The sequence below is a fragment of the Agathobaculum sp. TL06 genome (assembly GCF_054658635.1).
In genome coordinates this window covers 54,278-79,578 of sequence record NZ_BAAGGY010000001.1, presented here as the reverse complement: position 1 = coordinate 79,578, position 25,301 = coordinate 54,278, and the positions used below count along the sequence as shown (strand labels likewise).

Sequence of the window (25,301 nt, the reverse complement as noted above, 5' to 3'; positions counted from 1 at the left end):
GAAAAAAAGCTCCTGCCGCTGCCGGGCAGGAGCCGTTCTGTTGTACTTAATCTTATCCGTTCAGGGGCATTTTGTCAAGGCTGTCACCACATACAAAGGCGCGGCAGCTGCGGCTTTTCGATTCTGCGGGACAGATATCGGAGCAGCCGTATCCCCAGCAGCCGCAGCATAACGACATACAGAAGCCCCGCGCCGCACACGGTCACAGCCAGCGCAGCGATATCGTTCGCCAGATACGCTTGCAGGACGGAATAGAAAACCCGTGTCCAGCCAAACAGGGTAGCGCCGCATAACAGCGGCACCCCAAAGCGGCGCAGCGGCCGAACCGCAAAGCCGGTATGCCGCTGCAGGATGCAGAAATTGATCAGGAACGCCCCTGCGCTGGTCAGCAGCATAGCGAGCAGATAACCGTATATGCCGAGCGTCGGCCGTGCGCACCAGCGATACATCAGGCAGAGCTGGACCAGCTCCGCGCTGACTGCCGTGACCACATTCAAATGCTGCAGTCCGAGCGCGTTCAACAGGCTGCCGGACGACATCTGATAGTAACTGACGATTGCGACCGCCCCCAGCAGAGCCACATAACCGGCCGTCAACGGCTGGCCAAAGAAGAACTCGCTCAACTGCGGCGCGAGCGGAACCAGCACCGCTGTAGCAGGCAGCGCGATCAGGCCGACGGTGGAAACCGACCTGCCGATCAGCGCCTGTACGCGCCTGGTATTTCCAACCGCCTGCGCTGCGGTGACCGCCGGAAGCAGAGCAGTGCAGACCGAGCTGACCAGCGCCACCGGAAGCAGCAGCAGGGGCATCGCCATGCCGGAGATCACGCCGAGCGCCGAGAGCGCCTGTTCATAGGTCAGGCCGGCCACCATCAGCCGCTGCGGCAGCAGGACCGAGCCGGCCGAGCTGATGATATTGCCGATCAGAGCCGATGCGGAGAGCGGCAGCGCGATAAAGAAAAACTGCTTGCCCGTCGCGGCGTCCAGCCTTCCGGCGCGCTGCCCGGCCGCTATGTTTTTTCGGAACAGGCGGGTCAGGAACAGGGCGCTGAACACCTCGCTCACCACCATGCCGGCAAAAATCAGCATGGCGATCGTTCCGTAATCCTCTCCCTGATATTCATACAGCAGGATGCCGACCGAAAGGATCCGGATCAGCTGCTCCCCGACCTCGGAGTAGGCGGTAAACTGCATTTGCTCCAGGCCGATAAACAGGGACTTGAAGATATTTTCCACACCGGTCAGCGCGAGGCACAAAAGAACGAACGGGAACGCCTTGGCACACCGGATATCCCCCAGCCATCCGGCCGCAATCCGGTTTCCGAAAAGCAGGACAACCGCCGCGCAGAGCGCGCACAGGGTAAAAAAAACCGTGAACGCCAGCCGGAGGACCGCACCGATTTTTCCGCGCTCCCCCCTTGCCTCACTGGCCGCGCTCAGACGGGAGCAGGCCATGGTCACGCCGGAAAGGCAGCCGGCATTGAGCACCAGATAGGCGGAATTGACCAAGCGGTAGACGCCAAGCCCCTCCGCGCCGGCAAAGTGGCTGAGGATAACGCGATAAAGGAATCCCAGCGCCTGCAGCGCCAAATTGCCGCAGGCAAGGATTCCGGCTGCATATAGAATCGTTTTTTTCTGAATCCGCACGGCATGACCCCATTTCACTTTAAGGCTATGCCGCGCTATGCGTGGATATGAAAGAAAAGGCCTTCTCCGCGCGGGAGAAGGCCCTGTACACTTATATCCTTTTGCTCATTTTTTCGCTGTATTCCGCGCGGAACGCCGCAAATGTACCCTGATCGAGCGCATCACGGATCTCCTGCATCAAATGGTTATAGAACCACAGGTTATGCATGACCAGCAGACGCTGGGACAGCATTTCACCGCTCTTGAGCAGGTGGCGGAGATAGGCGCGGCTGAATCTCTGGCAGGTCGGGCAGCCGCAGCCCTCCTCGATCGGCCGGTCATCCGTCTGATATTTTGCGTTCATAATGTTCAAAATACCATTATGCGTGAACAGATGCCCGTGCCGTGCATTTCTGGTCGGCATAACGCAGTCAAAGAAATCGACGCCGCGCGCCACACTTTCAATGATGTTGGACGGTGTGCCGACCCCCATCAGATAGCGCGGCTTGTTTTCCGGCGCATGCGGCAGCACCACATCCAGGATGTGATACATGACCTCGGTGCTTTCGCCCACCGCAAGGCCGCCAATCGCATAGCCGGGCAGGTCAAGCTCCGCAATCGCCTGCATATGCTCGATGCGCAGGTCGTCATAGGTGCCGCCCTGATTGATGCCGAACAGCATCTGCTGCGGATTTACCGTATCCGGCAGGCTGTTGAGCCGCACAAGCTCTGCCTTACAGCGCCGCAGCCAGCGGGTTGTCCGGTCGATCGAGTCCTTAACGTATTCACGCGGCGCCGGATTTTCAATGCATTCATCAAACGCCATTGCGATATCCGAGCCGAGGTTCGACTGGATCCGCATGCTTTCCTCCGGTCCCATAAAAATCTTGCGCCCATCGACATGCGAATGGAACGTCACGCCCTCTTCCTTGATTTTGCGCAGCGTGGCCAGAGAGAACACCTGAAAGCCGCCGGAATCGGTCAGCATGGGGCCGTCCCAACGCATAAAGCGGTGCAGTCCGCCCATTTGCTTGACGATCTGATCCCCCGGCCGCACATGCAGATGATAGGTGTTGGACAGTTCGATTTGACATCCGAGCGCTTTCAGGTCAAACGCATCAACCGCGCCCTTGATCGCGCCGGCCGTTCCGACATTTTGGAACACCGGCGTCTGCACAACACCGTGGGCGGTGCAAAATTCCCCTCTTCGGGCGTATCCCTCTGTTTTGAGCAGGTTAAAAGTTCCTATTTTCATAATTCCCTCATTACTTTTCAAGCAGTGGGTCTATTTTACCACAAACCGCCAGCCGTTTCAATGTTGCGCCGGCAAATAATTCGTTTTTCCTCTCTGAATGGCTGCTTTGCCGCCTCAAACACGACGCTTTGACAAAATTCTATCAGAATTGTATACTATAGCAATTCCAGGATATTTGATGGGCAGCTTTTTGTTAGGTATTGTTTGCGTTTTGACTTGTTTTTTTCATCCGCAACCCATACAATTACAGTAACAGCAGTTACTTCAGGCTTACCAAAGGAGAATGCTTATGGAGCGCTTTACAGGCTATGTCGGTACCTACCATTCCAGCCGCTCGCAGGGGATTTACCGCTTTTACCTGGACGCCGAATCCGGTGAATTGACGGGAGCGGACTGCGTTTTGGACGTGCCTGACTCCAAATACCTCGCCATACGCCAGGACGGTTTGCTGGCGTCGGTCGTAGGGCGTGCAGGCAAGGCCGGACTCTTTGTGGCGGACCTGCGCCAGTCCGCCCACCCCTTTCAGACGGAAGTGCTTACCGAAGAAAGCGCGGGCTGCCATGCGGCGTTCTATCAGACGTATGGGTATACCGCCAATTTTCACGCCGGAACGGTCTCTTTTTACCGGATTGCTGATAAGAGGCCGTTTTTTCAGCACACAATACCCATAGCGTCCGGCGCGGGCTGCCATCAGGTCCTCTTTCACGCGGATACGCTGCTGGTTCCCTGTATGGAACTGGACGAGATCCGCATGTTCCATATCCCCGATCACACCCCCTGCGGTACGATCCTCTTTCCGCAGGGCAGCGGCCCGCGGCACGCCGTTTTGGACGAAGCATCCCAAGCCCTGTATGTAGCCGCCCAAAAGGATAATTCCCTTTACTGCTTCCATATCTGCGGAAACGGAGAATTCCGCTTATTCCAGCGTGTCCCGCTGCTGGCCTCCCCCGACCCCGCGCGAGACGAAGCCGCCGCGATCCGTCTTTCACCGGACCGCCGTTTCCTGTATATCTCGGTGCGCGGCGCAGACCAGATCGTCGTTTTGGAGCGAAGGGACGGCAAACTGCAGGTCATTCAGCGCATTCCCTCCGGAGGCGAACATCCGCGTGATATCGCCCTCTCACCGGACGGACGCTGGCTGCTTGCGGCAAACCGCTTTTCCGGCGATCTGGTCAGCTTCCCGCGCGACTCCGCCACCGGCCGTCTCGGCGCGGCCCGCGGCCGTACAATCATCCACCAGGGCGTCAGTATTGTTTTTGACGCCCAAGAAAGAAAGGAACATGAAAAATGAAGCTTTGTGATATCGGCATCATCGGACTTTCCGTTATGGGCCGCAGTCTTGCGCTCAATATGGCTGACCACGGCTTTTGCGTTGCCGGCTATAACCGCAGCCGTTCGGTTACGGAAGCGGTGGTGCAGGAACACCCGCATCCCAACCTTATGCCGTTTTATACGCTGGAATCGTTCGTCTCCGCCCTCAAGCGGCCGCGCCGCGTCATGCTGATGATCCAGGCGGGCGCGCCGGTCGACGCTGTGATCGATCAGCTTCTCCCCCTGCTGGACGCCGGCGATATCCTTCTTGACGGGGGGAATTCCTTTTTTGAAGACACCCGCCGAAGAAGCCGGATGCTTTCCGAAAAAGGCATCCAATACTTCGGCGTCGGCATTTCCGGCGGCGAGGAGGGCGCCCGCCGCGGCCCCTCCATCATGCCGGGCGGCAATGCGGACGCGTATCCCGCGGTGCAGCCTATTCTCGAAGCTATCGCGGCGACTGCGGAGCAAATGCCCTGCTGTGCCTATATCGGACCGGACGGTGCCGGACATTATGTGAAAATGGTCCACAACGGCATCGAATATGCCGATATGCAGCTTATCGCGGAAAGCTATCTGCTGCTCAAATATTGCGGCGGTTTTTCCAACGCTGCGCTTGCAGAGCTGTATGCGGACTGGAATCAGGCGGAGCTGAAAAGCTTTCTGGTCGGCATCACTGCGGACATTTTTCGGGAGCGGGACGACCTTGCGGACGGCGACCTGATCGACCATATTCTTGACAGCGCGGCCCAAAAAGGCACCGGACGCTGGACAAGTATAGAATCGCTTCGCCAAGGCGTGGATGTTTCCATGATTACAGCGGCGGCAGGCGCGCGCGTCATGTCCAATGCGCTGGAAATCCGCAAAAAGGCGGCCGGCCTGCTTGAGGTGGACGCAGTTCCTCCGGTGCAGGACCGCAAAGCCTTTGCCGAACAGGTCCGCCGCGCGCTTTATGCCGCGAAGATCGTCGCTTACACCCAGGGCTTTTCGCTGCTGCGGGACGCTTCCGAACGCTATCACTGGTCGCTTGACCTCGGAACGATCGCCGCTATTTTCCGTGCCGGCTGCATCATTCAGGCGGACTTTCTGAACGATATCACCGCCGCGTTCCGGCGCGATCCGCTGCTCGAAAACCTGCTGCTCGACCGCTTTTTCCACGAAAAAATTGCCGCAAACCATCAAAGCCTGCGCAGTGCGGCCGTTTCGGGCATCCAGGCCGGCCTGCCCCTGCCCGCCATGACAAGCGCGCTCTCCTATCTGGATGCGTTCCGTTCCCCGCATGCAGGCGCGAATCTCATCCAGGCGCAGCGCGACTTCTTCGGCGCACACACCTATGAGCGCACCGACCGCACCGGAACATTTCATCATGAATGGAGGAAAACGGAATGAGCAAGGCCTTTACTATTTTTGGCGGCACTGGCGATCTGACCTTCCGCAAACTCCTGCCCGCACTCTACAACGGAAGCATTTCCGGCGCAGAATCCGAGGATTATCAAATCATTATCATCGGGCGGCGGGAGTATACTACCGAGCAGTACTGTGCGCTTGCCCGCGAATGGGTACAGAAGTTTGCGCGCCTGCCCTACTCGGACCGCGCGTTCGGACGCTTTGCTTCCCGCATCGCATACTACCGCATGGATTTCTCCGACCCTGCCGCCTATCAGGGGCTGAATGACTATTTCAGCGCGCGCGGCATCGAGGAATTCATTTTTTACCTCGCGGTCGCGCCCCGCTTTTTCGGTCTGATCGCCGAAAGCCTGGCGTCGGTATCAGGCGCTTCCCGCGGCAAGGTGATTCTGGAAAAGCCGTTTGGTGAAACGCTCGAAGCGGCAAAAGACTTAAACCGCCGGCTGGAAACGATTTTTTCTCCGGACCAGATCTACCGCATCGACCATTATCTCGGTAAGGAAATGGTCCGCAACATTGAAACGATCCGCTTTTCCAATCCGATTTTTACCAACCTGTGGGATGCGCGCTTCATTGAATCCGTGCAGATCTCCGCGCTGGAGGACGTTGGCGTCGAATCCCGCGGCGGCTATTATGACGAAGCCGGCGCCATGAAAGACATGGTGCAGAACCATTTGTTCCAAATCCTCTCCATCGTGGCGATGGAGAGGCCCAGCGATTATATCGGCTCGGATATGCACGCGGAACAGCTCAAGGTTTTGCACGCCCTGCGTCCGGTCGGCCAGGAGCCGATCAAGGATACGCTTGTCCTCGGCCAATATGAGGGCTACCGGCAGGAAAAGCTGGTGGACGCCCATTCCCAGACCGATACCTACGCCGCCTTGCGTCTGTTCATTGACAATGACCGTTGGCGCGGCGCACCGTTCTATATCCGCACAGGCAAAAAGCTGGGCGAGCGGGAGATGAACGTCGTCGTAACATTCCGGCGTCCCCGTCCGGATGTTGCGCATAACGTTCTTGTCATCCGCATACAGCCGACCGAGGGCGTCTATCTGCAGTTCAATATCCAAAAACCGGGCGATACCACTGATATCACCCAGGCAAAGATGGATTTTTGCCAAAGCTGTCTGCTGGAAAACCGCATCAACACGCCTGAGGCGTATGAGCGGCTGATCGGCGCCTGCATCCGCGGCGAACACTTCTGGTTTTCCCAATGGGATCAGATCGAAACCGGATGGGAATACGTCGAGCAGCTTCGCACGGCCTACCGTGAAGCGGGGCTGCCCCTTGTCAGCTATCTTGCGGGTTCCTCCGGACCCGCGCAGGCCGACCGGCTGCTCGAACGGTTCGGTCACGCATGGTTCAATACCTGATATAAAGGAACAGCGTCGGCATCTGCCGGCGCTGTTCCTTTTCCTTTACCCATTTTAATAGAGAAGCATGGAATCGCCAAACGAGAAGAATCGATATTCCTCGCCAATCGCCTGCCGGTATGCATCCATCACCATCTCCCGCGTGGCGAACGCGGAAATCAGCATCATCAGCGTACTCTCCGGCAAATGGAAGTTTGTCACAAGGTGATCGACCGCCTTGAACCGATAGCCCGGGTAAATAAAAATATCCGTCCAGCCCGACTGGGGCCGTACCTGCCCGCTTTCATCCGCAATTGTTTCCAGCGTCCGGCAGGCGGTCGTGCCGACCGCCCAGATCTTACCGCCCGCATCCCGCGTACCGTTGATTAGGCCAGCGTTTTCCGCATCCATGATATAATATTCGGCGTGCATCACATGGTCGGTGATCTCCTCCTCCTTGACAGGCCGGAACGTCCCCAAGCCAACATGCAGCGTGACAAAGGCGAGCTTTACCCCTTTTTCCCGCAACGCCTCCAGCAGCTCCGGCGTAAAATGGAGGCCTGCCGTGGGCGCGGCGGCCGAGCCGGGCGTTTTGGAATAAACCGTCTGATACCGCTCCGGATCATCCAGCTTTTCCTTGATATACGGCGGCAGCGGCATCGTGCCGAGCCGGTCCAGTATTTCCAGGAAAATCCCTTCATGGTGGAACCGGATCAGGCGGTTCCCGTCCGGTTGAACGGCCTCGACCGTGGCGGTGAGCATACCATCCCCAAAGGTCAGCTCCACGCCGGCGCGCGTCTTACGCCCCGGCCGCGTCAGGCACTCCCACAGCCCTTCGCCTTTATCCGTCAACAGCAGCACCTCGATCGGCGTCGTATGCCCGACCGCATGCCCCATCAGCCGCGCCGGAATCACGCGGGAATTATTGAACACCATACAGTCCCCCGACTCGACATAGGCCAGCAGCTCGCGGAAATGCCGGTGCGCGACCGACCCGTCCGCCCGATCCAGCACCAACAGACGGGACGCGTCACGCTGTTCCAGCGGATGCTGTGCGATCAACCGCTCCGGAAGATCAAAATAAAAATCGCTTTTTTTCATCATAAAAGCATGGACGCCCGCGCGGAGCGCCCATGCTGCTTCCTCCTTTACTGTCTGTTCCGCGTTTATCCGGCAACGGAAACGCCGGTAAAATAGAATTTGAGTATTTCTTCATAGTCAAAGCCCTGCTTGGCCATCGCATAGGCGCCCCACTGGCTCATGCCCACGCTATGGCCCCAGCCGGAGCCCTGAAACGTATAGCTCGCGGCATTCGTAACGGGAGCCTGCTCTTCCGCGTCCTCCGTGGTGCGGATCAGAACCGTTTCGTTTTCATAGCCCACCGAGAAGCCCAACGCCTCCCCTATGTCACGCACCTTGTAATAGTTGTTCCCATTGACACGGTAGCCCGTCAGGGAAATCTCCTTCCCGTCCAGCAGGATCGTGGAGTCAGAGGGCGTGCAGCTTTCGACCGCGGTCGTACCCGACGCAGCCATTTCGCCGCCGACCGTTTGGTAGGCCGCGCCTTTGGTCAGCTCGATGCGGTTGTTCCTGCCGTCCCATGCCACATTGAACTGGCTGTCCGTGCCGTTCAATATGTAGGCGATATCGCGCAGCTTATAGTAGTTGTTGTCATTGATATTATAGCCCTGCGGCTCGACCGGCTTGCCATCCGCAGTTACCTTATGCGTGGAGGGGCTGATCTTCAGGCTCGCGCGCTGCGGCAGGGCGGCCGCGGCGCTGGAGGTGTTGGGCGTGATCGTATACCGGATGCTGTCCAGACCGAATACCGTGCGCACCTCGTCTTTCTCAATGGTTACCTGTTTGCCGGCCGTATCCGTCACCGTCACTTCATTGACGTTGTCCGTCGCGGTCCGCTTGGTGACTTTCACATTTGCCACGGTGCCGATCGTGTATCCGGCGCTTATCAGCTTTTTCTGCACTTCCGCCGCGGTGAGGGTCACGCTCCACGAGCTGTCGTATTCCTCATAAGGATCGATCTTGCCTTTCAGGTAAGGGTAGTCGCCGCCCCAGACGTTCGCGGCATCCTCGGTCGCGCCGCCATCCGATGAAAAGAAATACCCGATGACCGGCTCTCCCTCATAGGTCAGGTATTCCCCCTTTGTGGCGTCCACCGCCGCATCGGAGGCCGCGGTCGCTTTATTGGCGCCCAGATAGACCTGGCAGTTTGTGGTATTGCAAAGGTCGTACCCGTCGCTCGTATGCTTATGCGTCCCCAGCGCGAAAGACCGTGCGCATACCGCCTGCGCTTTCTGCGCTTCCTCCGGCCATTCCGGATCGATCTCGTACGGCAGAACGCCCTTCACATAATCCTCTAATCCAACATAATTTATAACAGTCAGGTTTCCGCCGGAGGAACGCCTGTACACAAAATCCCCGCGCCACTGATAGCCCCTGAACCAGGTCAGCTCGCTGTTCGGGCGGATGGCCAAATGGTCCGCGCCCGCCGCCGAGGTATACAGGACCTTGCCGTTCGCCGTGTTCGACACCTGGAAGGCATCGTTCACCAGCTTCACGGTAAGCTGGGTATCCGATAAAGCCGTGCCGCCGGAAAACGTGGTGCCGTCCATCGTGCCGACCGTGTAGCCGGCCGCCTCGCCGGACACATTCTCCAGCTTTGGGTCAGCAAAGGCGCTTTCCCCGCTGATGGTAAGCCCGACGCGCAGCGTTACATTGGTATCGACCGCTGACGCGGGGAGGCCGGCGAAGCAGGCGGTCACCGCTGTGACGCAAAGCAGCAGGGATAGGATTTTTTTCATACGGTTCATTTCATTAAAGTCCTCCTGTTAATTTCTTCTGGCTTCTATTGACAAATAACAGACCATATTCTAAAATAAAGTCGATATGTATATTCCGTCACTACGATAGAGGCGCGGTTTTCATCAGTATCGTCTGGAAGGGGCCGTAACCCCGTTAGATCAGCCGAGAAAGGGTCTGCCGCCGAAGCCTTCTCCTTGTTGCGGCAGGGCGGGCTGGACGTCGAGGAAAACATCCCTGCGTCTGTCATCAGCAGCAATGCCGGTGGAGAGCTATCCTTTTTAGAAGAATACGGATTGTCCGCTTTTTCTATTATAGTATAGATCATACCGGTTTTTCAACCGGTTTTTTTCTTTATTGCCGTGTTGGCGGAAATTATCCAACGATTTGTAATTTTGGGGAGGACAATGTGGAAATGAAGCATTACAAAGTTGGCATCGTCGGTGCGACCGGCATGGTCGGGCAGCGTTTTTCCCTGCTGCTGGAAAACCATCCCTGGTTTGAGGTCGCCGCGCTTGCGGCGTCCGGCCGAAACCGCGGCAAAACTTATGAGGAAGCCTGTGCGGGCCGCTGGAAGATGACCGCGCCGATGCCGGAAAAGTTCAAGGACATGGTGATGTACGACGCAACGGAAGACGCGGAGGAGATCGCCGCCAAGGTGGATTTTATTTTCTGCGCAGTGGACATGAAAAAGGATGAGATCCGCGCGCTGGAGGAAAAATACGCAAAGCTGGAGTGTCCGGTCTGCTCAAACAATTCGGCTCACCGCATGACGCCCGATGTGCCGATGATCATTCCGGAAATCAACGCGGCGCATGCGGCGATCATTCCGGCGCAACGCAAGCGCTTGGGGACCAAGCGCGGCTTTATCGCAGTCAAGTCCAATTGTTCGATTCAGAGCTATGTACCCGCCCTTTCTGCCCTGCTGGATTTTGAGCCGACCGAGGTTGCCGTCTGCACCTATCAGGCGATCTCCGGCGCGGGCAAAACCTTTGAGAGCTGGCCGGAAATGGTTGATAACGTCATTCCCTACATCGGCGGCGAGGAAGAAAAAAGTGAAAAAGAGCCGATGAAGGTATGGGGCCGCGTCGCAGGCGACCATATCGAGCCTGCCTCCTCCCCTGTTATCACCGCACAATGCCTGCGCGTGGCATGCTCGGACGGTCATATGGCGGCGGCTTTTGTCAAATTCAAAAACAAACCCTCCAAGGAAGAAATGATTGCGCGCTGGCGCGGCTACCAGGGCCGTGCGCAGGAACTCGCGCTTCCCTCCGCCCCCGCGCATTTCCTGACCTATTTCGAAGAGGACGACCGGCCCCAGACCAGGCTCGACCGCGATCTGGAGAACGGTATGGGCGTTTCGATCGGCCGGCTGCGCGAGGACGCCCTGTACGACTATAAATTTGTGAGCCTGTCACATAATACCCTGCGCGGCGCAGCGGGCGGTGCCGTATTAATGGCCGAGTTATTGTGCGCCGAAGGCTATATGGACCGATAAGGAGGAGTATGACAATTATGAAGAAGCCTGTTTTTACCGGTGCCGGTGTTGCGATCATTACGCCGTTCAAGGCGAATGGTGCGGTAAATTATGACGAATTTGGACGCATCATCGACTATCAGATCGCACATGGCACGGACGCCATCATTGTCTGCGGCACAACGGGCGAATCATCCGCCCTGCACGACAAGGAGCATCGCGAGGTTCTCGCCTGGTGCTGCGAGTATGTCAACCACAGGGTTCCCGTTATTGCCGGCGTCGGTTCGAACCACACGGATTATGCAGTCGAACTGACCAAGTTTGCCAAGGAGTGCGGCGCCGAAGGCGGCCTCTCCGTTACCCCTTATTACAACAAGACGACGCAGCGCGGCCTTCTCGCCCATTACACTGCGATTGCCGACAGCTGCGACCTGCCGATCATCCTCTACAACGTTCCCAGCCGGACCGGCGTATGCTTTACGGCAGACACGCTGCTTGAGCTTTCCAAGCATCCGAACATCAATGGCATCAAGGCCGCATCCGGCAATTTTACGCTTCTTGCCGAAACCATGGCAAAATGCGGGGATGACCTTAACGTCTGGTCGGGCAATGACGACCAGATTGTCCCCATGATGGCGCTGGGAGGCAAGGGCGTCATCTCGGTCCTTTCCAACGTTGCCCCGCAGGAAACGCATGACCTGACGCAGCTGTGCTTTGAAAACCGCTATCCGGAGGCCGCTGCCATGCAGCTTAAGTACCATAACCTGATCGACGCATTGTTTTGTGAAGTCAACCCGATCCCTGTCAAGAAGGCTATGGAGCTGTTAGGCTGGAATCCCGGGCCGCTGCGCCTTCCGCTTGTAGAGCCCAGCGAAGAGCACACCGCTTATATCCAGCGCGAGCTTGCGGCCGTGGGCTGCCGGATCGAGTTATAAATTAAAGGAGTTTTGAAAAGATGTTAAAAATCGCGCTTTCCGGCTGCAACGGCCGGATGGGACGTGTGATCGCCGATATTGTCGCCAGCCGCGATACAATGCAGATTGTTGCCGGCTTTGATGTCAATACGGCAAAATATGCGGATTTTCCGGTTTTTTCCGACCCCTTTGAGTGTACGGTTGACTGCGATGTAATCATTGATTTCTCCAATGCTTCCAGCACAGAACATCTGCTGGCGTATTGTGAAAAGCACCATCTTCCGGTTGTAATCTGCACCACCGGCCATACCGGAGAGCAGCTCGACCGGATCCGCGGCGCGGCGGCTAAAATCCCCGTGTTCCGCTCCGGCAATATGTCGATCGGCATCAACCTGATGACCGCTCTCCTGCGCGAAGCCGCCTCGGTTTTAGGCGATCAATATGATGTGGAGATCATCGAAAAGCATCATAACCAGAAGCTTGACGCGCCCTCCGGCACGGCTCTGATGCTTGCCGATGCCGTGGCAGGAGCACTTCCCTATGACGCCACCTATGTGTACGACCGCCATCAACGCCGCGAAAAGCGTCCTGCGCATGAAATCGGCATATCTGCAATCCGCGGCGGTACGATTGTCGGCGAACATACCGTTTTGTTCTGCGGACGGGACGAAATCATCGAGATCAAGCATACCGCCCTCTCCCGCGAGGTTTTTGCGGTTGGCGCTGTTGATGCAGCCGCCTTTATGGCAGGCTGCCAAAAGCCCGGGATATACGATATGGACGATGTGATTGCAGCCCGCAATATTTAAAATTCCCTGCAAAAGTAAAACAGAAAAGCCCAAAGGTATCATTGTCCTTTGGGCTTTTCTGTTTTTAAGAGAGAGAAAGTAAGAGGGGTTTTTGTGGCAAAATTTTAGTAATTACGGTATTTTGCCGCATTTGGTACCGTGACCGCGTACTAATTTGGTTCGGTTACCGTGACAAACTATAAACGCAACGGACCGGAATGTCAATAGAATTTTCAAAACTTTTCGCCGCCGGTTTTGTTTTTGTGGGAATTGTATATTTTCCTTGAAATTCTTTCGTTTATTTCGTATAAAACCGTTCCCGAAGCCATATTGAACGGATATGCGTTATTTTTTGTCTCTGTTTTTTTGTGCAGACTGTCAAATTTACAATCCCCCGCTCTGGACATAATCCCGAATTTCATTAAATTTCATTTTTTAGGATTGACTTTGCTATGGAATGTGGTATAGTGACCATGTAAAGCACAAAATGTTATTTCAGCGGCTGCCACTGCACCGAGCGCATTAGAGCAGCTTTTCTTTTTGCCGCGTCCGGCACCGTTCCCGCGAGCGATTTTGCGCTTACACACGCATGTACTGCAAATTTTATAGGAGGGATATCCCATGAAAGAATTCAAGATGTATGCTGACATCGTCTACCATGATTCCTTTCAGGAATTTATGGAAGGGGAAAATGTCGGCGCAGAGGATTTTATTTTAACAAATGAATTCCTGTACAACCAGTATGTCAAGCCGCTCAACCCCAACTGCGGCTCCCTGTTCATCGAGGCGTATGGCAAGGGCGAGCCGACCACCGAGATGGTTGATGAAATCAAAAAGGTAATTCCGGCTGGCGTCAAGCGCCTGATCGCGGTCGGCGGCGGCTCGGTCATCGATATTGCGAAGATGTGCTCCCTGCACGTTTCCTCCAACAAGACCGAGGATCTGTTTGACCTGAGTCCGGACGCAGAGAAGCCCACCCGCATCTATGAGGTATATGCAATCCCGACCACCTGTGGCACCGGTTCCGAAGTGACGAACGCCTGTGCCGTCGAGCTGTCCAGCCTGCACACCAAGCGCGGCCTGAACAGCCCCCTGATGTTCCCTGCAAAATCCGTGCTGATTCCGGAACTGATTTCCGGCCTGCCGTATAAGTTCTTTGCCACTTCGTCGATCGATGCGCTCATCCATGCGACTGAGTCCTATCTCTCCCCCAAGGCCAGTCCGGTTTCCGAGCTGTTCTCCAAGGAAGCGATTCGCCTGATCTTCGAAGGCTATCAGTACATCGTGAAAAACGGCCTGGACAAGTGGACGGACCGTGCGCAGGAGTTTATCAACGCTTCCAACTTCGCAGGCCTTGCATTCTGCTCGGCGGGCTGTGCCGCAGTGCATGCTTTGAGCTATCCGCTCGGCGGCGGCTATCACATCCCGCACGGCGAAGCCAACCAGCTTGTTTTCGCGGCAACGTTCCGCAAGTACAAGGAAAAGCAGCCGGTGGGCAAGATCAACGATCTCGAGAAGATGTGGGGCGACCTGCTCGGCGTTCCGGCCGATCAGGCGCTGGAGGCGGCGTTCCAGTTGTTCGACCAGGTTCAGCCGCGCAAGCCGCTGAAAGAATTCGGCATTTCGGATGCGGAATTCCAGGGCTTTGCAGAGGGCGTTATGGCTGGCCAGACCCGTCTGCTGAACAACAACTATGTACCGCTCACCATTGAAGATATGGTTGAGATCTATAAGTCGGTATATTAATAACAAAGAAAGCGAAGTGAGGGCAAAATGAAAAAAAGTCTCAAAGAAATGAACATCTTCGCCGCTCAGATCCGCAAAGCTGCCTTGCGCGCGATGAACGCGTTCCACGGCGGCCATGTCGGCGGCTCGATGTCCATGTCCGATCTGATGGCGGCGCTGTATGGCGAAGTCATGAAGGTAGACCCGAAAAACCCCCAGTGGGAAGATCGCGACTGGCTGGTCGTATCCAAAGGCCATTGCGGTCCCGCAGTTTACGGCACGCTGGCACTGATGGGCTATTTCCCCGAGGACGAGCTGGATACGCTGAATAAGGAAGGCACCCGCCTCCCCTCCCACTGCGACCGCAACCGTACGCCCGGTATTGATATGACGACCGGCTCGCTCGGCCAGGGCGTATCCGCCGCAGTCGGCATTGCCTGGGGCATGCAGTATCAGAAAAAACCGAACTATGTTTATACCATCCTCGGCGACGGCGAGTGCGACGAAGGCCAGGTTTGGGAGGCGGCGCTGTTCGCAGCGACCAAGAAGCTCGGCCACTTGATCGGCTTTGTTGATTACAACAAAAAGCAGCTTGACGGATATACCAAGGATATCTGCGATCTGGGCGACCTCCGTCAGAAGTTTGAGGACTTCGGCTGGCATTCCCAGGAGGTTGACGGCCACGATATCCCCGCTATCGTCGCTGCAATCGAGGAAGCAAAAAAGGTCGCTGACAAGCCCTCGATGATCGTTCTCAATACGATCAAGGGCAAGGATTGCTGCTTTGCCGATACCTTCTACAACCATTTCGTCCGTTTCCCGGAAGAGGATTACGAGGCTGCCATTAAGGAACTGGACGCTAAGATCGCAAAGCTGGAAAGTGAGGGTTAATCGCATGTACAAAGTTGTTAAAGAGATTCGTCCCGAAGAGGTCGAGATGAAAAAGACCTTTGCGGACACCATGGAAGAGATGGCCGCAAAGGACGACGCCGTCGTATACTTTGACTGCGACGTTATCAACTCCATTGGCATGGTCGGTTTCGGCGAAAAATATCCGGACCGCTGCATTGACTGCGGCATCCAGGAAGCAAATATGATCGGCGCTGCCGCGGGCGCGTCTGCGGTCGGCCTCAAGCCGTTCACACATACTTTCGGTCCGTTCGCCGCACGCCGTGTCATTGACCAGGTTTACATCTCCGCCGCCTACGCAAAGCTCAATGTGCGCATGATCGGTTCGGACGCCGGTGTCACCGCTTCCTACAATGGCGGCACCCATATGCCGATCGAGGACATGGGCCTGATGCGCACGATTCCGGAGGTCACCCTGCTTGAGCCTACCGATTCGGTCATGCTGGCTGATTTGATGCGCCAGACCAAAGATATGTACGGCGTATTCTATATCCGCATCACCCGTAAGGTTGTGGACAAGGTTTTTGAGGATGGCTCTACCTTTGAGATCGGCAAGGCGGTCGAGCTGCGCGATGGCAGTGATGTCACGCTGATCACTTCCGGCTACTGCACCACGGATACCATCAAGGCTGCCGAGCTCCTGGCAAAGGAAGGCATTTCCGCCAAGGTTTTGAATATGTTCACCTGGAAGCCGCTCGACACGGAGGCGATTGTTGCCGCCGCGCAGAAGACCGGCGCGATCGTGACGGTCGAAAACCACAATGTCATCAACGGCCTTGGCTCTGCTGTGGCTGAGGTGGTCGGCGAGCATTGCCCTGTCCCGATGAAGCGCATCGGCGTGCAGGACCGCTTTGGCGAAGTCGGTTCCATCGATTATTTGAAGGGCATCTTTGGCATGACGGTAGAGGATATCGTCGCAGCGGCCAAGGAGACCATCAAGCGCAAATAATTCCGTTGTTTGCCTATACAACAGGGAGATATGCATTCCGCATATCTCCCTGTTTTTTTGCTGCATTTTCCCTGTTTGTAACTTGCCTCCCTATTTCTACAGATATAGAATAAAGATACCAATAAAGGAGGTGCCATTTATGAGAAAAAGCGTTTCTGTTCTGTTTCGCGGTCTGCTTGCTGCCTCCATGCTTGTAATTTGCATGGCCTGCACGGCAACCGCAGCCGATTCATCCGGTTTTACGGTCATCCGCATCGATGCCCCTGAAAAATCGACGGATACCAGTACGCCCAGGCTGCTTGGCCTCCGCTATTCAGACGACAAAACCCCGATCCCGATTTCCCAGCAATGCGGCAGCCATCTTTTTGCGACCATTCCAACGGCATTTGCCGATCGGACGGTCGAACCGTTTTATGCCAGCCTGATCCCGCCTGCGGAGGACCTTTCTATTTACGGTTATTCTGTGCTGGATTTGATGGCGCGCAATGTCGTCAGCGGCGATTCGGACGGGAAAATCCATGTGGAGCGGCCTGTCACCCGTGCGGAAGCCGCGGCGATGCTGGTCCGCACCTTATGTGTTCCTCTGGAGGATGGCAGGGACAGCGGCTACGATGATGTGCCAGCCGGCGCTTGGTATGCCCCTTTGGTACAGACCGCCAAGGCGTATGGCATCGTCTCCCCTGACACGCAGTTCCATCCTGAGCGGAAGGTAACCCGAGAAGAATTTTTGACCATGGCGGCCCGTGCAATGGACTGCGCCGGACTGCTGGATCTCACCATGTCCCCTGACGATGATTCCATTGACTATGCGGACGCTTCTTCCATTTCCGATTGGGCGCAGAGCGCCTATTGGGCCTTTGGCAACCACAACGCGATTTATAATGTGGAAATCCCGGTGCCGTTTGCTGAGACGCTTATGGATAACGCTGTTTTCTGGGCCATGCCGCAACAGGCGGCAACGCGCGGAGAGGTCATGGAGCAGATCTACCGCTGCCTGCAATGGCTGCCGGTTTACCCCACGGATGCCGCCATCGAATTTGGTCTGGATATACAAATGCCGGTCATCGACGGCTCCACCTCTACCTATCCATTCACGGATGCAGTTTATGCCGCATTGTTCTCCAATGGATCCCTTCACCCTGACAAGCCGGAAGCGCACAGCAAGAGCCATGCTTCCTACGAACGGCTGATTAACGGCGAGGTAGACATGCTGTTTGCTTCGGTGTATCCGGCAAGCGATATCTTGGCATTGGCGGAGGAAAACGGCGTAGAACTGGAGCTGATCCCCATTGCATACGACGCAATGGTGTTCTTTACCAACAAGGATAATCCTGCGGAAAACCTGACTTCAGAACAAATCAGCGCAATCTATGTCGATAATGCTTATGACAACTGGAGTGAGCTTGGCGGTCCGGACGCGCTGCTCTATCCGTATTGCCGCAATAATGACAGCGGCAGCCACGCCCAGATGGAGCGCCATTTCCTGCATGGCAATGAGATCAACGAAACCATCCGCCAGGAGACGACCTCCTATGCGATGCAAAGCATCCTGACTGATGTTGTGAGCGCCAAAACCGAAGCTCCTCTGGGATATGGACTCGGCTACAGTATTTTTTACTACTACCGCGCCTCCAATGCAATTCTGGGTACGGAGCAATACCTCAAACTGCTTGCTGTGGACGGTATCGCGCCCACGGAAGAAACCATCGCGGATGGCAGCTATCCGCTTTCCAATTACGCCTATGTCGTCCTGCGCAAGGACACCCCGGCGGATGCACCCGCCCGACGGCTCGCTGCGTTCATGCTCTCTGAAAACGGCCAGCGCTGTGTTCAAAACGCCGGCTATGGCGCGCTCCAATAAGAATTAAGAAGGGGAAGCACTATCTGGTGCTTCCCTCTTCCTTGTCCGTTTCCTGCTTTCGGCTCGGTTTTACCGAGGCAAGCGGATTTTTTGCCGCTGCTTCCCGCAGGCTGCTGTCCTCAATATGCGTATAGATCATTGTCGTATTGACGCTGGTATGGCCTAAGATATTCTGCAACGTGCGGATATCCACCCCGTTTTGGTACATCAGCGTCGCCGCCGTATGGCGCAGCTTGTGCGCCGAGTATTTCTGTGTATCCAACCCCGCCTGTCCCAAATGCTTTTTGACCAGCCATTTGACGGTCTGCACATTGATACGGTTGCGGTTGCGGCTGATAAACAGCGCGTTTTTATCCTTTTCGTGCGGTGTGATACGCTTGGGCAGGTATTGCTCGAGCGCAGCCTTGCACGCCTGGTTAAGATATACCGTGCGCTCCTTGTTCCCTTTGCCCAGCACACGCACCGTATCCCCCTGGAAGTCCGTCAGGTTCAGACCCACCAGCTCTGAAACGCGCAGCCCGCAGTTTAGAAAAAATGTCAGGATGCAATAATCCCGCTCCGCATACTCCCCCTGCACGGCTTCGAGCAGGCGGACGCTGTCATCCGTTGTCAGATAAACGGGCAGCGTTTTTCGAATGGTTGGGGATTCCAGATTGCTGACCGGATTGCTGTCCAGCAAATGCCGCTTATCTGTCAGGTACCGGAAAAACGCGCGGATCGCCGAAACCTTGCGCGCGCGGGAGGTGCCGCTCAGACCAAAATCCGTCGCGGTGCTGTTTTGCTGTGTCGGCCGCTCCCCTGACATATATTCCAGATAATCATAGGCATCGGAAAGCGTAACATCCCGCAGAAAATCAATATCAATATCCTCGATCGGGATCTGGTCCAGCGGCAGGGCTTTCGGGACCAGCCCTTTGTTATGCTTTAACACCCGAAAAAAAAGCCGCAGATCGAGGTAGTATTCATGCGCGGTTTTCGATGATTTTCCCTGTATCGTCGAAATATAGGTGAGAAAATCCCGCAGTACGCGCGGCGCATCCGCAGCGTATTGCGACATGGGCTTTTCCATCGTCCCGCCCTCCCTGCTGTGTCATTCTGTTATTATTATACCCTTTCGCACGCTTTGCGTCAAACTTGCAATTTGGTCCGGTTCGCCGTATAATATGTCCAATAAAACTCTCGGAAAGAAGGATTGCTTATGAAACGCCTGCAAATCGTTCAGGGCGATATCACCAAATGCGAAACCGACGCGATCGTCAATGCGGCCAACACCTCCCTGCTTGGCGGCGGCGGTGTGGATGGCGCGATCCACCGTGCAGCCGGACCGGAGCTGCTCGCGGAATGCCGCACGCTCGGCGGCTGCAAAACCGGAGAGGCAAAGGCGACAAAGGCCTACCGCCTGCCCTGCCGCTATGTCATCCATACCCCGGGGCCGATCTGGCATGGCGGAAAATCCGGAGAGGATGCGCTGCTTGCTTCCTGCTACCGCAATTCCCTGGCCGCCGCAGCCGGACTGGGCTGCAAGACCGTTGCATTTCCCTCCATCAGCACCGGCGTCTATCATTTTCCGGTCGAACGCGCGGCTCGCATCGCAATCGCTGCTATTGGGGGCTTCCTCGCCTCCCATCCGGAGATCGAACGCGTCACCATGGTCTGCTTTGACCGCGCGACGCTTGCCGCCTATCAGGATGCATTGGCAGAAGCGGGGCAGGCAGATGGCTAAAAATCCAAATCAAAAGCTGAAGCTGCTGTATCTCTGTAAAATCCTGCTGCAAAAGACGGACGAGGAGCATAAGCTCAGCATGGATGAGCTTCTCTCCGCGCTTTCCCGCTGCGGGATTGAAGCGGAACGGAAAAGCATCTACTCCGATATTGCCGCCCTGCAGGATTTCGGTCTGGATGTCATGCTCCAACGCGGTCCCAACGGCGGCTACTATATTGCGTCCCGCGATTTTGAGTTACCCGAGCTTAAGCTGCTGGTGGACGCGATCCAATGCTCCCGCTTTATTACGGAAAAGAAATCCAATGAGTTGATCAAAAAAATAGAGGCCCTCGCCAGCGAACCGCAGGCCCGCGCGCTGCAGCGGCAGGTCTATGTTTCCGACCGTGTGAAAACCATGAATGAGAGCATCTATTACAATATTGACACCTTGCACGCCGCGGTTTCCGCAGGGGTGCAGATTACGTTCCAATATTTTGAGTGGGCGCTTGACTTTTCCTCCGCGCAGCGTATTCGCAAGCGCTATCGCAAGGATGGGGCGCTTTACCAGGTCAGCCCATGGGCATTGACCTGGGATGATGAAAATTATTATCTGGTGGCATACGATCACCCATCGGACTCCATCCGCCACTACCGCGTGGATAAAATGGAGCATATTTCTTTGACTGACAAGCTGCGCGAAGGGCGCCGTCTGTTTCAGGACCGCTTCAATATCGCCGCCTATTCGCGCAAGGTATTCGGCATGTTTTCCGGCGAGGAAAAAACGGTGCGCCTGCGATGTGAAAACCGGTTTATCGGCGTGCTCCGCGATCGTTTCGGCGCGGAACTGATGGTGCAAAAAGCGGATGAAGCGCATTTTTTCATCCGTGTGGACGTTGCGGTCAGTCCGCAGTTTTTTTCCTGGGTGTTTGGCCTGGGCGGTGCGGTGCAGATCGTCGAGCCCGAGGAGGTACGCGCTGCTTTTCAGCGCCAGTTGCAATCCATGCTTGAGTAAGTCCTGATTATCGGACTCTTTTCTTGGTACAATGAGTACAACAAAGAAAGGAGAACCGAATATGAGCTACTCGATCGAATATGTAAACGGACACATCGAGGTATACGACGATACCGGCACGTTTCTGTTTTCCGCCGATACCAAGCAGGAAGCGCTGGAAGAGCTGGCAGGAGCCGCTTAACTACAATATACCCGAAAACAGGGCTGCGGAAATATTCCGCAGCCCTGTTTATCAGCTTTCAAAAATATGGTCGGCGTAATGCACGGTTGCCATTGCGTCACGCGCATAACAGTCCGCGCCGATGGAATCCGCATATTCCTGTGTCAGCACCGCGCCGCCAACCACGATCCTTGCATCGGGCTTGCGTTCGCGCAGCAAGCGGATTGTCTGCTCCATACTGACGACCGTGGTGGTCATCAACGCACTCAAGCCCACTAGCGGCACGTTTTCCCTGACCGCTGTGTCGGCAATCGTTTCCGGCGGCACATCTTTTCCAAGGTCGATGACCTGATACCCGTAGTTTTCGAGGAGAACTTTGACGATATTTTTCCCAATATCATGGATATCCCCTTTCACGGTCGCCAGGATGATTTTGCCTTTCACTTCCTGCGGCGCGCCGCGCATCGCGTCCTTGACGACCTCAAACGCGGCTTTTGCCGCCTCCGCGCTCATCAGGAGCTGCGGAAGAAAGACCGTCCCCTTTTCAAAGCCCTTTCCCACGCGGTCAAGCGCTGGAATCAGCTCGTTGTTCACCAGCTCCAACGGCGGCATGGTCCGCAGCAGGTCCCGCGCTGCTTCCACAGCGCGCTCACGCAGGCCGCGTTCCACACTCTCGCCCAGCGGCATAACCGCCCCGACCGAAGCCGGTAGAGCCTCCTGCTGATTGCCATACGCTGCGATAAAACCCGCGCACTGTTCGTCCTGCCCGCTCAAGGCAAGAAAAGACCGGTAGGAACGCATCATCGATTCGGCGTTTGGATTGATGATCGCACAGGATAACCCGTTCTGCAGCGCCATGGTAAAGAAATTGGCATTGATAATCTCCCGTTGCGGTAGACCGAACGAGATATTGGACACACCGAGTATCGTATGCCCGCCCAATTCGTCGCGGATCCGGCGCAGCGTTTCCAGTGTAACAAGCGCCGAGCCGCTGTCGGAGGAAATCGTCATCGCCAGGCCGTCGATCACGATATCTTCCTTTGCAATCCCGTAGGACGCGGCGGTCTCATATATCTTTTTGGCGATCTGCACGCGCCCTTCCGCGGTATGGGGGATGCCGTTTTCATCGAGTGCAAGGCCGACCACCACGCCGCCGTATTTTTTCACCAGCGGAAACACTGCTTCCATGCTCTCCCGTTTTCCGCTGACCGAATTAATCATTGGCTTGCCGTTATACAGCCGCATGCCGCGCTCCATCGCCTCAACGCTTGAAGTATCGATCTGCAGCGGCAGCGCGATCACGCTCTGCAGTCGGGTCACCGCCTGTGTCATCATAGCCGGCTCGTCGATCTCCGGCAGGCCGACGTTGACATCCAGAATATGCGCGCCGCTGTCCTCCTGCGCCATCCCCTCGGAAAGGATATATTCGATGTTATTTTCCCGCAGCGCTGCCTTGAATTTGCTTTTTCCGGTCGGGTTGATCCGCTCGCCGATAATGACCGGTTTACCGCCAATCTCGACCGCCTGGGAGAAGGAGGAAACGACTGTGCGGTGCTTCCTGACCGCGGGGGCAAAGCTTTTTGTCCTGCAGGCCGCGATCATTTTGCGGATATGCTCCGGCGTGGTACCGCAGCAGCCGCCAAGCAGGTGTACGCCCATCTCCGCGATTTCCCCCATCAGGCGAGCGAATTCATCCGCGTCGATGTCGAATACAGTCCTGCTGTTTTCGCTGCGCGGCAGGCCTGCATTGGGGTTGACAATAATGGGCAGCGAACTGACCTCGGTCAGCCGCTTTACAATCGGCTGCATCTGCTTCGGTCCAAGCCCGCAGTTAACGCCGAGCGCATCCACTCCCAGGCCCTCCAGCATGGCCACCGTGGAATCCACCGTACCGCCGGTGAGCAGCTTGCCCTTCTCGTCAAAAATCATTGTTGCAAGCACCGGCAGCCGGCAGTTTTCCTTTGCCGCAAGCACGGCGGCCTTGGCCTCATAGCTGTCGCTCATGGTTTCAATCAAAACAAGATCGGCACCGGCGGCAGCGCCGATACGCACGACTTCCCCAAACAATTCAACTGCGCGCTCGAACGGCAGGTCGCCCATCGGCTGCAGCAGCCGGCCAGTCGGTCCGATATCAAGCGCGATATAGGCGTCCTCCCGTCCGGTGCGCCGCCTTGCTTCTTTGGCATGTGCTACCGCCGCCTGCACAATCTGACGCAGATTATGCGGATATTTAAGCGCATTTGCACCGAACGTATTGGTGTTGACGATATCGCTGCCCGCCTCGAAATAGCCGCAATGCAGCGATATGATTTCTTCCGGATGCGTCAGGTTCCAGGTTTCCGGCAGCTCCCCTGCCGCAAGGCCGCGTTCCTGGAGGATCGTGCCTGTGCCGCCGTCAAAAAACAACCATTCTTTCCCTAAGCGTTCTTTCAGTTCCATTCTTCCTTATCTCCTAAAAGCGCAGTCTGTTTTTCCGCATTCCTCGCAGCCCTTTCGGTGGCAGGGCTGCGGCGTGGCGGACAGCCCGATCACCGCAGTCACCGATTTGATCGGCGCCAGCAGGCAGCTTTCGGTCACCGTCAGCCCGATCTTACGCGGCGTATCCAGCAGACGGCTCAAATCCCGCTGGTGACCGATGTCAAAATCGCCGTACCCGGGGCTGAAGCGCGGCCGGCAGTACAGGCCGTGGCTGCCGGCTTCCCGACGCAGCATATCGTTCACTTCTTCGCAATAAGCCTCAATCATCGCGGCGGCGACCGCTTGATAAATCACCGCGTCGCTCATGCGCACGGCAGATGCACGGGCAATCAGCCGGTCCGCCCCTATCCCCAGCGTTGCCGCCATCAGGTAAACGTCCGTGCAGCCTTTCAGGTTGCGCGCCAGTTTTTTGCTGTCAATTGCAACACCCGCCACATCCAGCACATTCTCAGCCGGATGACGCAGCGGGAACCGCCGGAAGACGGATTTGGGCTGGATGACGTCCTGCAATCCCGCCGCGCAGCGGGCCAGGCTTTCCTCCACCGCCGCATCCGGTTCGGTTCCGCGGTAGCCCAAATATCGAAGCGCTTCGCTGCGGTCGAACGCAATCACTTGAGGATCTCCGACAGGCTTGCCTGAATCCCCGCAGCGATCTCCGGCTTGTTCATCGAGTAAACATGGATATGGTTTACCCCGTTGGCGATCAGGTCAATGATTTGTTCGGTGGCATAAATCACACCCGCCTGCTTCATCGCCGCCGGATTGTCGCCAAAGCGGTCGACGATCGCCTTAAAGCGTTCGGGCAGATAAGTACCAGACATTGCGGTGATACGCTTGATCTGTTTTACGTTCGTTACCGGCATGATGCCTGCGACCACCGGCACGGTGATCCCCTTTTCGCGGATCCGGTACAGGAAATTGTACAGGATATTGTTATCAAAAAACATCTGAGTCGTCAAAAATTCGCAGCCCGCCTCCACTTTTTCCTTGAGTCGGAGAATATCCTCGGTTTTGTTGGTCGCCTCGACATGCCCCTCCGGATAGCACGCGCCGCCCACGCAGAAATCCCCCTGCGCCTTAATATCGCGCACCAGTTCGGCCGCGAAACGGTAATCGTTTGCAGGGGCGCCGCCTGCCGGAATATCGCCGCGCAGCGCAAGCACATTTTCAAGGCCATGCGCCTTGAACGCTTCCAGCATGGATGATACATGCGCTTTCGTCGAGGATACGCAGGTCAGATGCGTCAAAACGGTAACGCCGTATTTTTTATGCAAATCGGACGCGATATGTACCGTATGCTCGCTCGTACCGCCGCCCGCGCCATAGGTCACGCTCATAAAGTCCGGCCGCAGCGCCGCGATCTCCTGCGTGGCCTGCGCAACCGATTCATAGCTGCTGCTTGTCTTTGGCGGAAACACTTCAAAGGACAGCGTCACCTTGTCCTGCTTTAAGATGTCAGATATTTTCATGCCGGTTATCTCCTACGGTTTTGCTTTTCATTTAGTATAGCATAAATCCCGTCTTTATTTCCAGACCAAAATACGCTATAATATACTTCA

The 25,301-nt window shown here is 56.1% G+C and carries 20 protein-coding genes and 1 riboswitch; of the genes, 12 read left to right on the top strand and 8 right to left on the bottom strand.

Going from position 1 to position 25,301, the window contains the following annotated elements; all coding sequences use genetic code 11:
* Nucleotides 1–83: 83 nt before the first annotated feature.
* Nucleotides 84–1,646 (bottom strand): oligosaccharide flippase family protein, encoded by a 1,563-nt coding sequence (locus ACYQ3S_RS00375; protein ID WP_459686808.1) that lies wholly within the window; start codon nt 1,644–1,646, stop codon nt 84–86.
* A gap of 91 nt (nt 1,647–1,737) precedes the next feature.
* A complete protein-coding gene (gene tgt / locus ACYQ3S_RS00370; RefSeq protein ID WP_459686807.1) occupies nt 1,738–2,880 on the bottom strand; it encodes a tRNA guanosine(34) transglycosylase Tgt in 1,143 nt (380 codons plus the stop codon).
* A gap of 289 nt (nt 2,881–3,169) precedes the next feature.
* Between tgt and ACYQ3S_RS00365 the strand changes: the two genes are divergently transcribed.
* The 3 genes from ACYQ3S_RS00365 to zwf are packed head-to-tail and all read left to right on the top strand — an operon-like array spanning nt 3,170 to nt 6,971.
* Entirely contained in the window at nt 3,170–4,171 is a 1,002-nt protein-coding gene (locus ACYQ3S_RS00365; protein WP_459686806.1) for a lactonase family protein, read from the top strand.
* On the top strand, nt 4,168–5,580 hold the full coding sequence (gene gndA / locus ACYQ3S_RS00360; protein WP_459686805.1) for an NADP-dependent phosphogluconate dehydrogenase: 1,413 nt from the start codon (nt 4,168–4,170) through the stop codon (nt 5,578–5,580). The genes ACYQ3S_RS00365 and gndA overlap by 4 nt, the downstream gene beginning before the upstream one ends.
* Nucleotides 5,577–6,971 carry a glucose-6-phosphate dehydrogenase gene (zwf, locus tag ACYQ3S_RS00355; RefSeq protein ID WP_459686804.1) on the top strand — a complete coding sequence of 465 codons (1,395 nt, stop codon included), beginning with the start codon at nt 5,577–5,579 and terminating at the stop codon, nt 6,969–6,971. Before gndA ends, zwf begins: the two co-directional genes overlap by 4 nt.
* A gap of 54 nt (nt 6,972–7,025) precedes the next feature.
* Here the strand turns inward: zwf and queA are convergent, their stop codons facing one another.
* Both queA and ACYQ3S_RS00345 read right to left on the bottom strand, forming a co-directional pair.
* Nucleotides 7,026–8,051, bottom strand: a complete 1,026-nt coding sequence (gene queA, locus ACYQ3S_RS00350; RefSeq protein WP_459686941.1) for a tRNA preQ1(34) S-adenosylmethionine ribosyltransferase-isomerase QueA — start codon at nt 8,049–8,051, stop codon at nt 7,026–7,028.
* A gap of 65 nt (nt 8,052–8,116) precedes the next feature.
* The gene (locus tag ACYQ3S_RS00345) at nt 8,117–9,778 is read right to left on the bottom strand and encodes a SpoIID/LytB domain-containing protein (protein ID WP_459686803.1); all 1,662 of its coding nucleotides are present in this window, start codon (nt 9,776–9,778) and stop codon (nt 8,117–8,119) included.
* A gap of 89 nt (nt 9,779–9,867) precedes the next feature.
* A riboswitch (Lysine riboswitch) is annotated at nt 9,868–10,050 on the top strand.
* Nucleotides 10,051–10,182: 132 nt separating this feature from the next.
* Between ACYQ3S_RS00345 and asd the strand changes: the two genes are divergently transcribed.
* The 7 genes from asd to ACYQ3S_RS00310 all read left to right on the top strand — a co-directional run bounded on the left by asd (nt 10,183) and on the right by ACYQ3S_RS00310 (nt 18,390).
* Entirely contained in the window at nt 10,183–11,265 is a 1,083-nt protein-coding gene (asd, locus tag ACYQ3S_RS00340; protein ID WP_459686802.1) for an aspartate-semialdehyde dehydrogenase, read from the top strand.
* Between the two features lie 17 nt (nt 11,266–11,282).
* A complete protein-coding gene (dapA, locus tag ACYQ3S_RS00335) occupies nt 11,283–12,179 on the top strand; it encodes a 4-hydroxy-tetrahydrodipicolinate synthase (protein WP_459686801.1) in 897 nt (298 codons plus the stop codon).
* Between the two features lie 20 nt (nt 12,180–12,199).
* Nucleotides 12,200–12,967 (top strand): 4-hydroxy-tetrahydrodipicolinate reductase, encoded by a 768-nt coding sequence (dapB, locus tag ACYQ3S_RS00330; protein WP_459686800.1) that lies wholly within the window; start codon nt 12,200–12,202, stop codon nt 12,965–12,967.
* A 600-nt stretch (nt 12,968–13,567) separates the two neighbouring features.
* Entirely contained in the window at nt 13,568–14,692 is a 1,125-nt protein-coding gene (locus ACYQ3S_RS00325; RefSeq protein WP_459686799.1) for an iron-containing alcohol dehydrogenase, read from the top strand.
* 27 nt (nt 14,693–14,719) lie between these two features.
* Nucleotides 14,720–15,562, top strand: coding sequence for a transketolase (locus ACYQ3S_RS00320; RefSeq protein ID WP_459686798.1), 843 nt, complete (start codon nt 14,720–14,722; stop codon nt 15,560–15,562).
* A 4-nt stretch (nt 15,563–15,566) separates the two neighbouring features.
* Entirely contained in the window at nt 15,567–16,529 is a 963-nt protein-coding gene (locus tag ACYQ3S_RS00315; protein WP_459686797.1) for a transketolase family protein, read from the top strand.
* Between the two features lie 139 nt (nt 16,530–16,668).
* On the top strand, nt 16,669–18,390 hold the full coding sequence (locus tag ACYQ3S_RS00310; protein WP_459686796.1) for a substrate-binding domain-containing protein: 1,722 nt from the start codon (nt 16,669–16,671) through the stop codon (nt 18,388–18,390).
* A 19-nt stretch (nt 18,391–18,409) separates the two neighbouring features.
* Here the strand turns inward: ACYQ3S_RS00310 and ACYQ3S_RS00305 are convergent, their stop codons facing one another.
* Nucleotides 18,410–19,459 carry a tyrosine recombinase XerC gene (locus ACYQ3S_RS00305; protein ID WP_107630480.1) on the bottom strand — a complete coding sequence of 350 codons (1,050 nt, stop codon included), beginning with the start codon at nt 19,457–19,459 and terminating at the stop codon, nt 18,410–18,412.
* Nucleotides 19,460–19,588: 129 nt separating this feature from the next.
* Between ACYQ3S_RS00305 and ACYQ3S_RS00300 the strand changes: the two genes are divergently transcribed.
* Together ACYQ3S_RS00300 and ACYQ3S_RS00295 are read left to right on the top strand one after the other, a co-directional pair.
* A complete protein-coding gene (locus ACYQ3S_RS00300; RefSeq protein WP_107630479.1) occupies nt 19,589–20,113 on the top strand; it encodes an O-acetyl-ADP-ribose deacetylase in 525 nt (174 codons plus the stop codon).
* Nucleotides 20,106–21,104: a helix-turn-helix transcriptional regulator gene (locus tag ACYQ3S_RS00295; protein WP_459686795.1), complete on the top strand. Its 999-nt coding sequence runs from the start codon at nt 20,106–20,108 to the stop codon at nt 21,102–21,104. Before ACYQ3S_RS00300 ends, ACYQ3S_RS00295 begins: the two co-directional genes overlap by 8 nt.
* A 232-nt stretch (nt 21,105–21,336) precedes the next feature.
* Here the strand turns inward: ACYQ3S_RS00295 and ACYQ3S_RS00290 are convergent, their stop codons facing one another.
* The 3 genes from ACYQ3S_RS00290 to metF are packed head-to-tail and all read right to left on the bottom strand — an operon-like array spanning nt 21,337 to nt 25,211.
* Nucleotides 21,337–23,703 carry a homocysteine S-methyltransferase family protein gene (locus ACYQ3S_RS00290; RefSeq protein WP_459686794.1) on the bottom strand — a complete coding sequence of 789 codons (2,367 nt, stop codon included), beginning with the start codon at nt 23,701–23,703 and terminating at the stop codon, nt 21,337–21,339.
* Between the two features lie 6 nt (nt 23,704–23,709).
* Complete coding sequence (locus ACYQ3S_RS00285; protein WP_459686793.1) at nt 23,710–24,354, bottom strand: vitamin B12 dependent-methionine synthase activation domain-containing protein; 645 nt, start codon at nt 24,352–24,354, stop codon at nt 23,710–23,712.
* On the bottom strand, nt 24,351–25,211 hold the full coding sequence (gene metF, locus ACYQ3S_RS00280; RefSeq protein WP_459686792.1) for a methylenetetrahydrofolate reductase [NAD(P)H]: 861 nt from the start codon (nt 25,209–25,211) through the stop codon (nt 24,351–24,353). Before metF ends, ACYQ3S_RS00285 begins: the two co-directional genes overlap by 4 nt.
* Between the last annotated feature and the right edge of the window lie 90 nt (nt 25,212–25,301).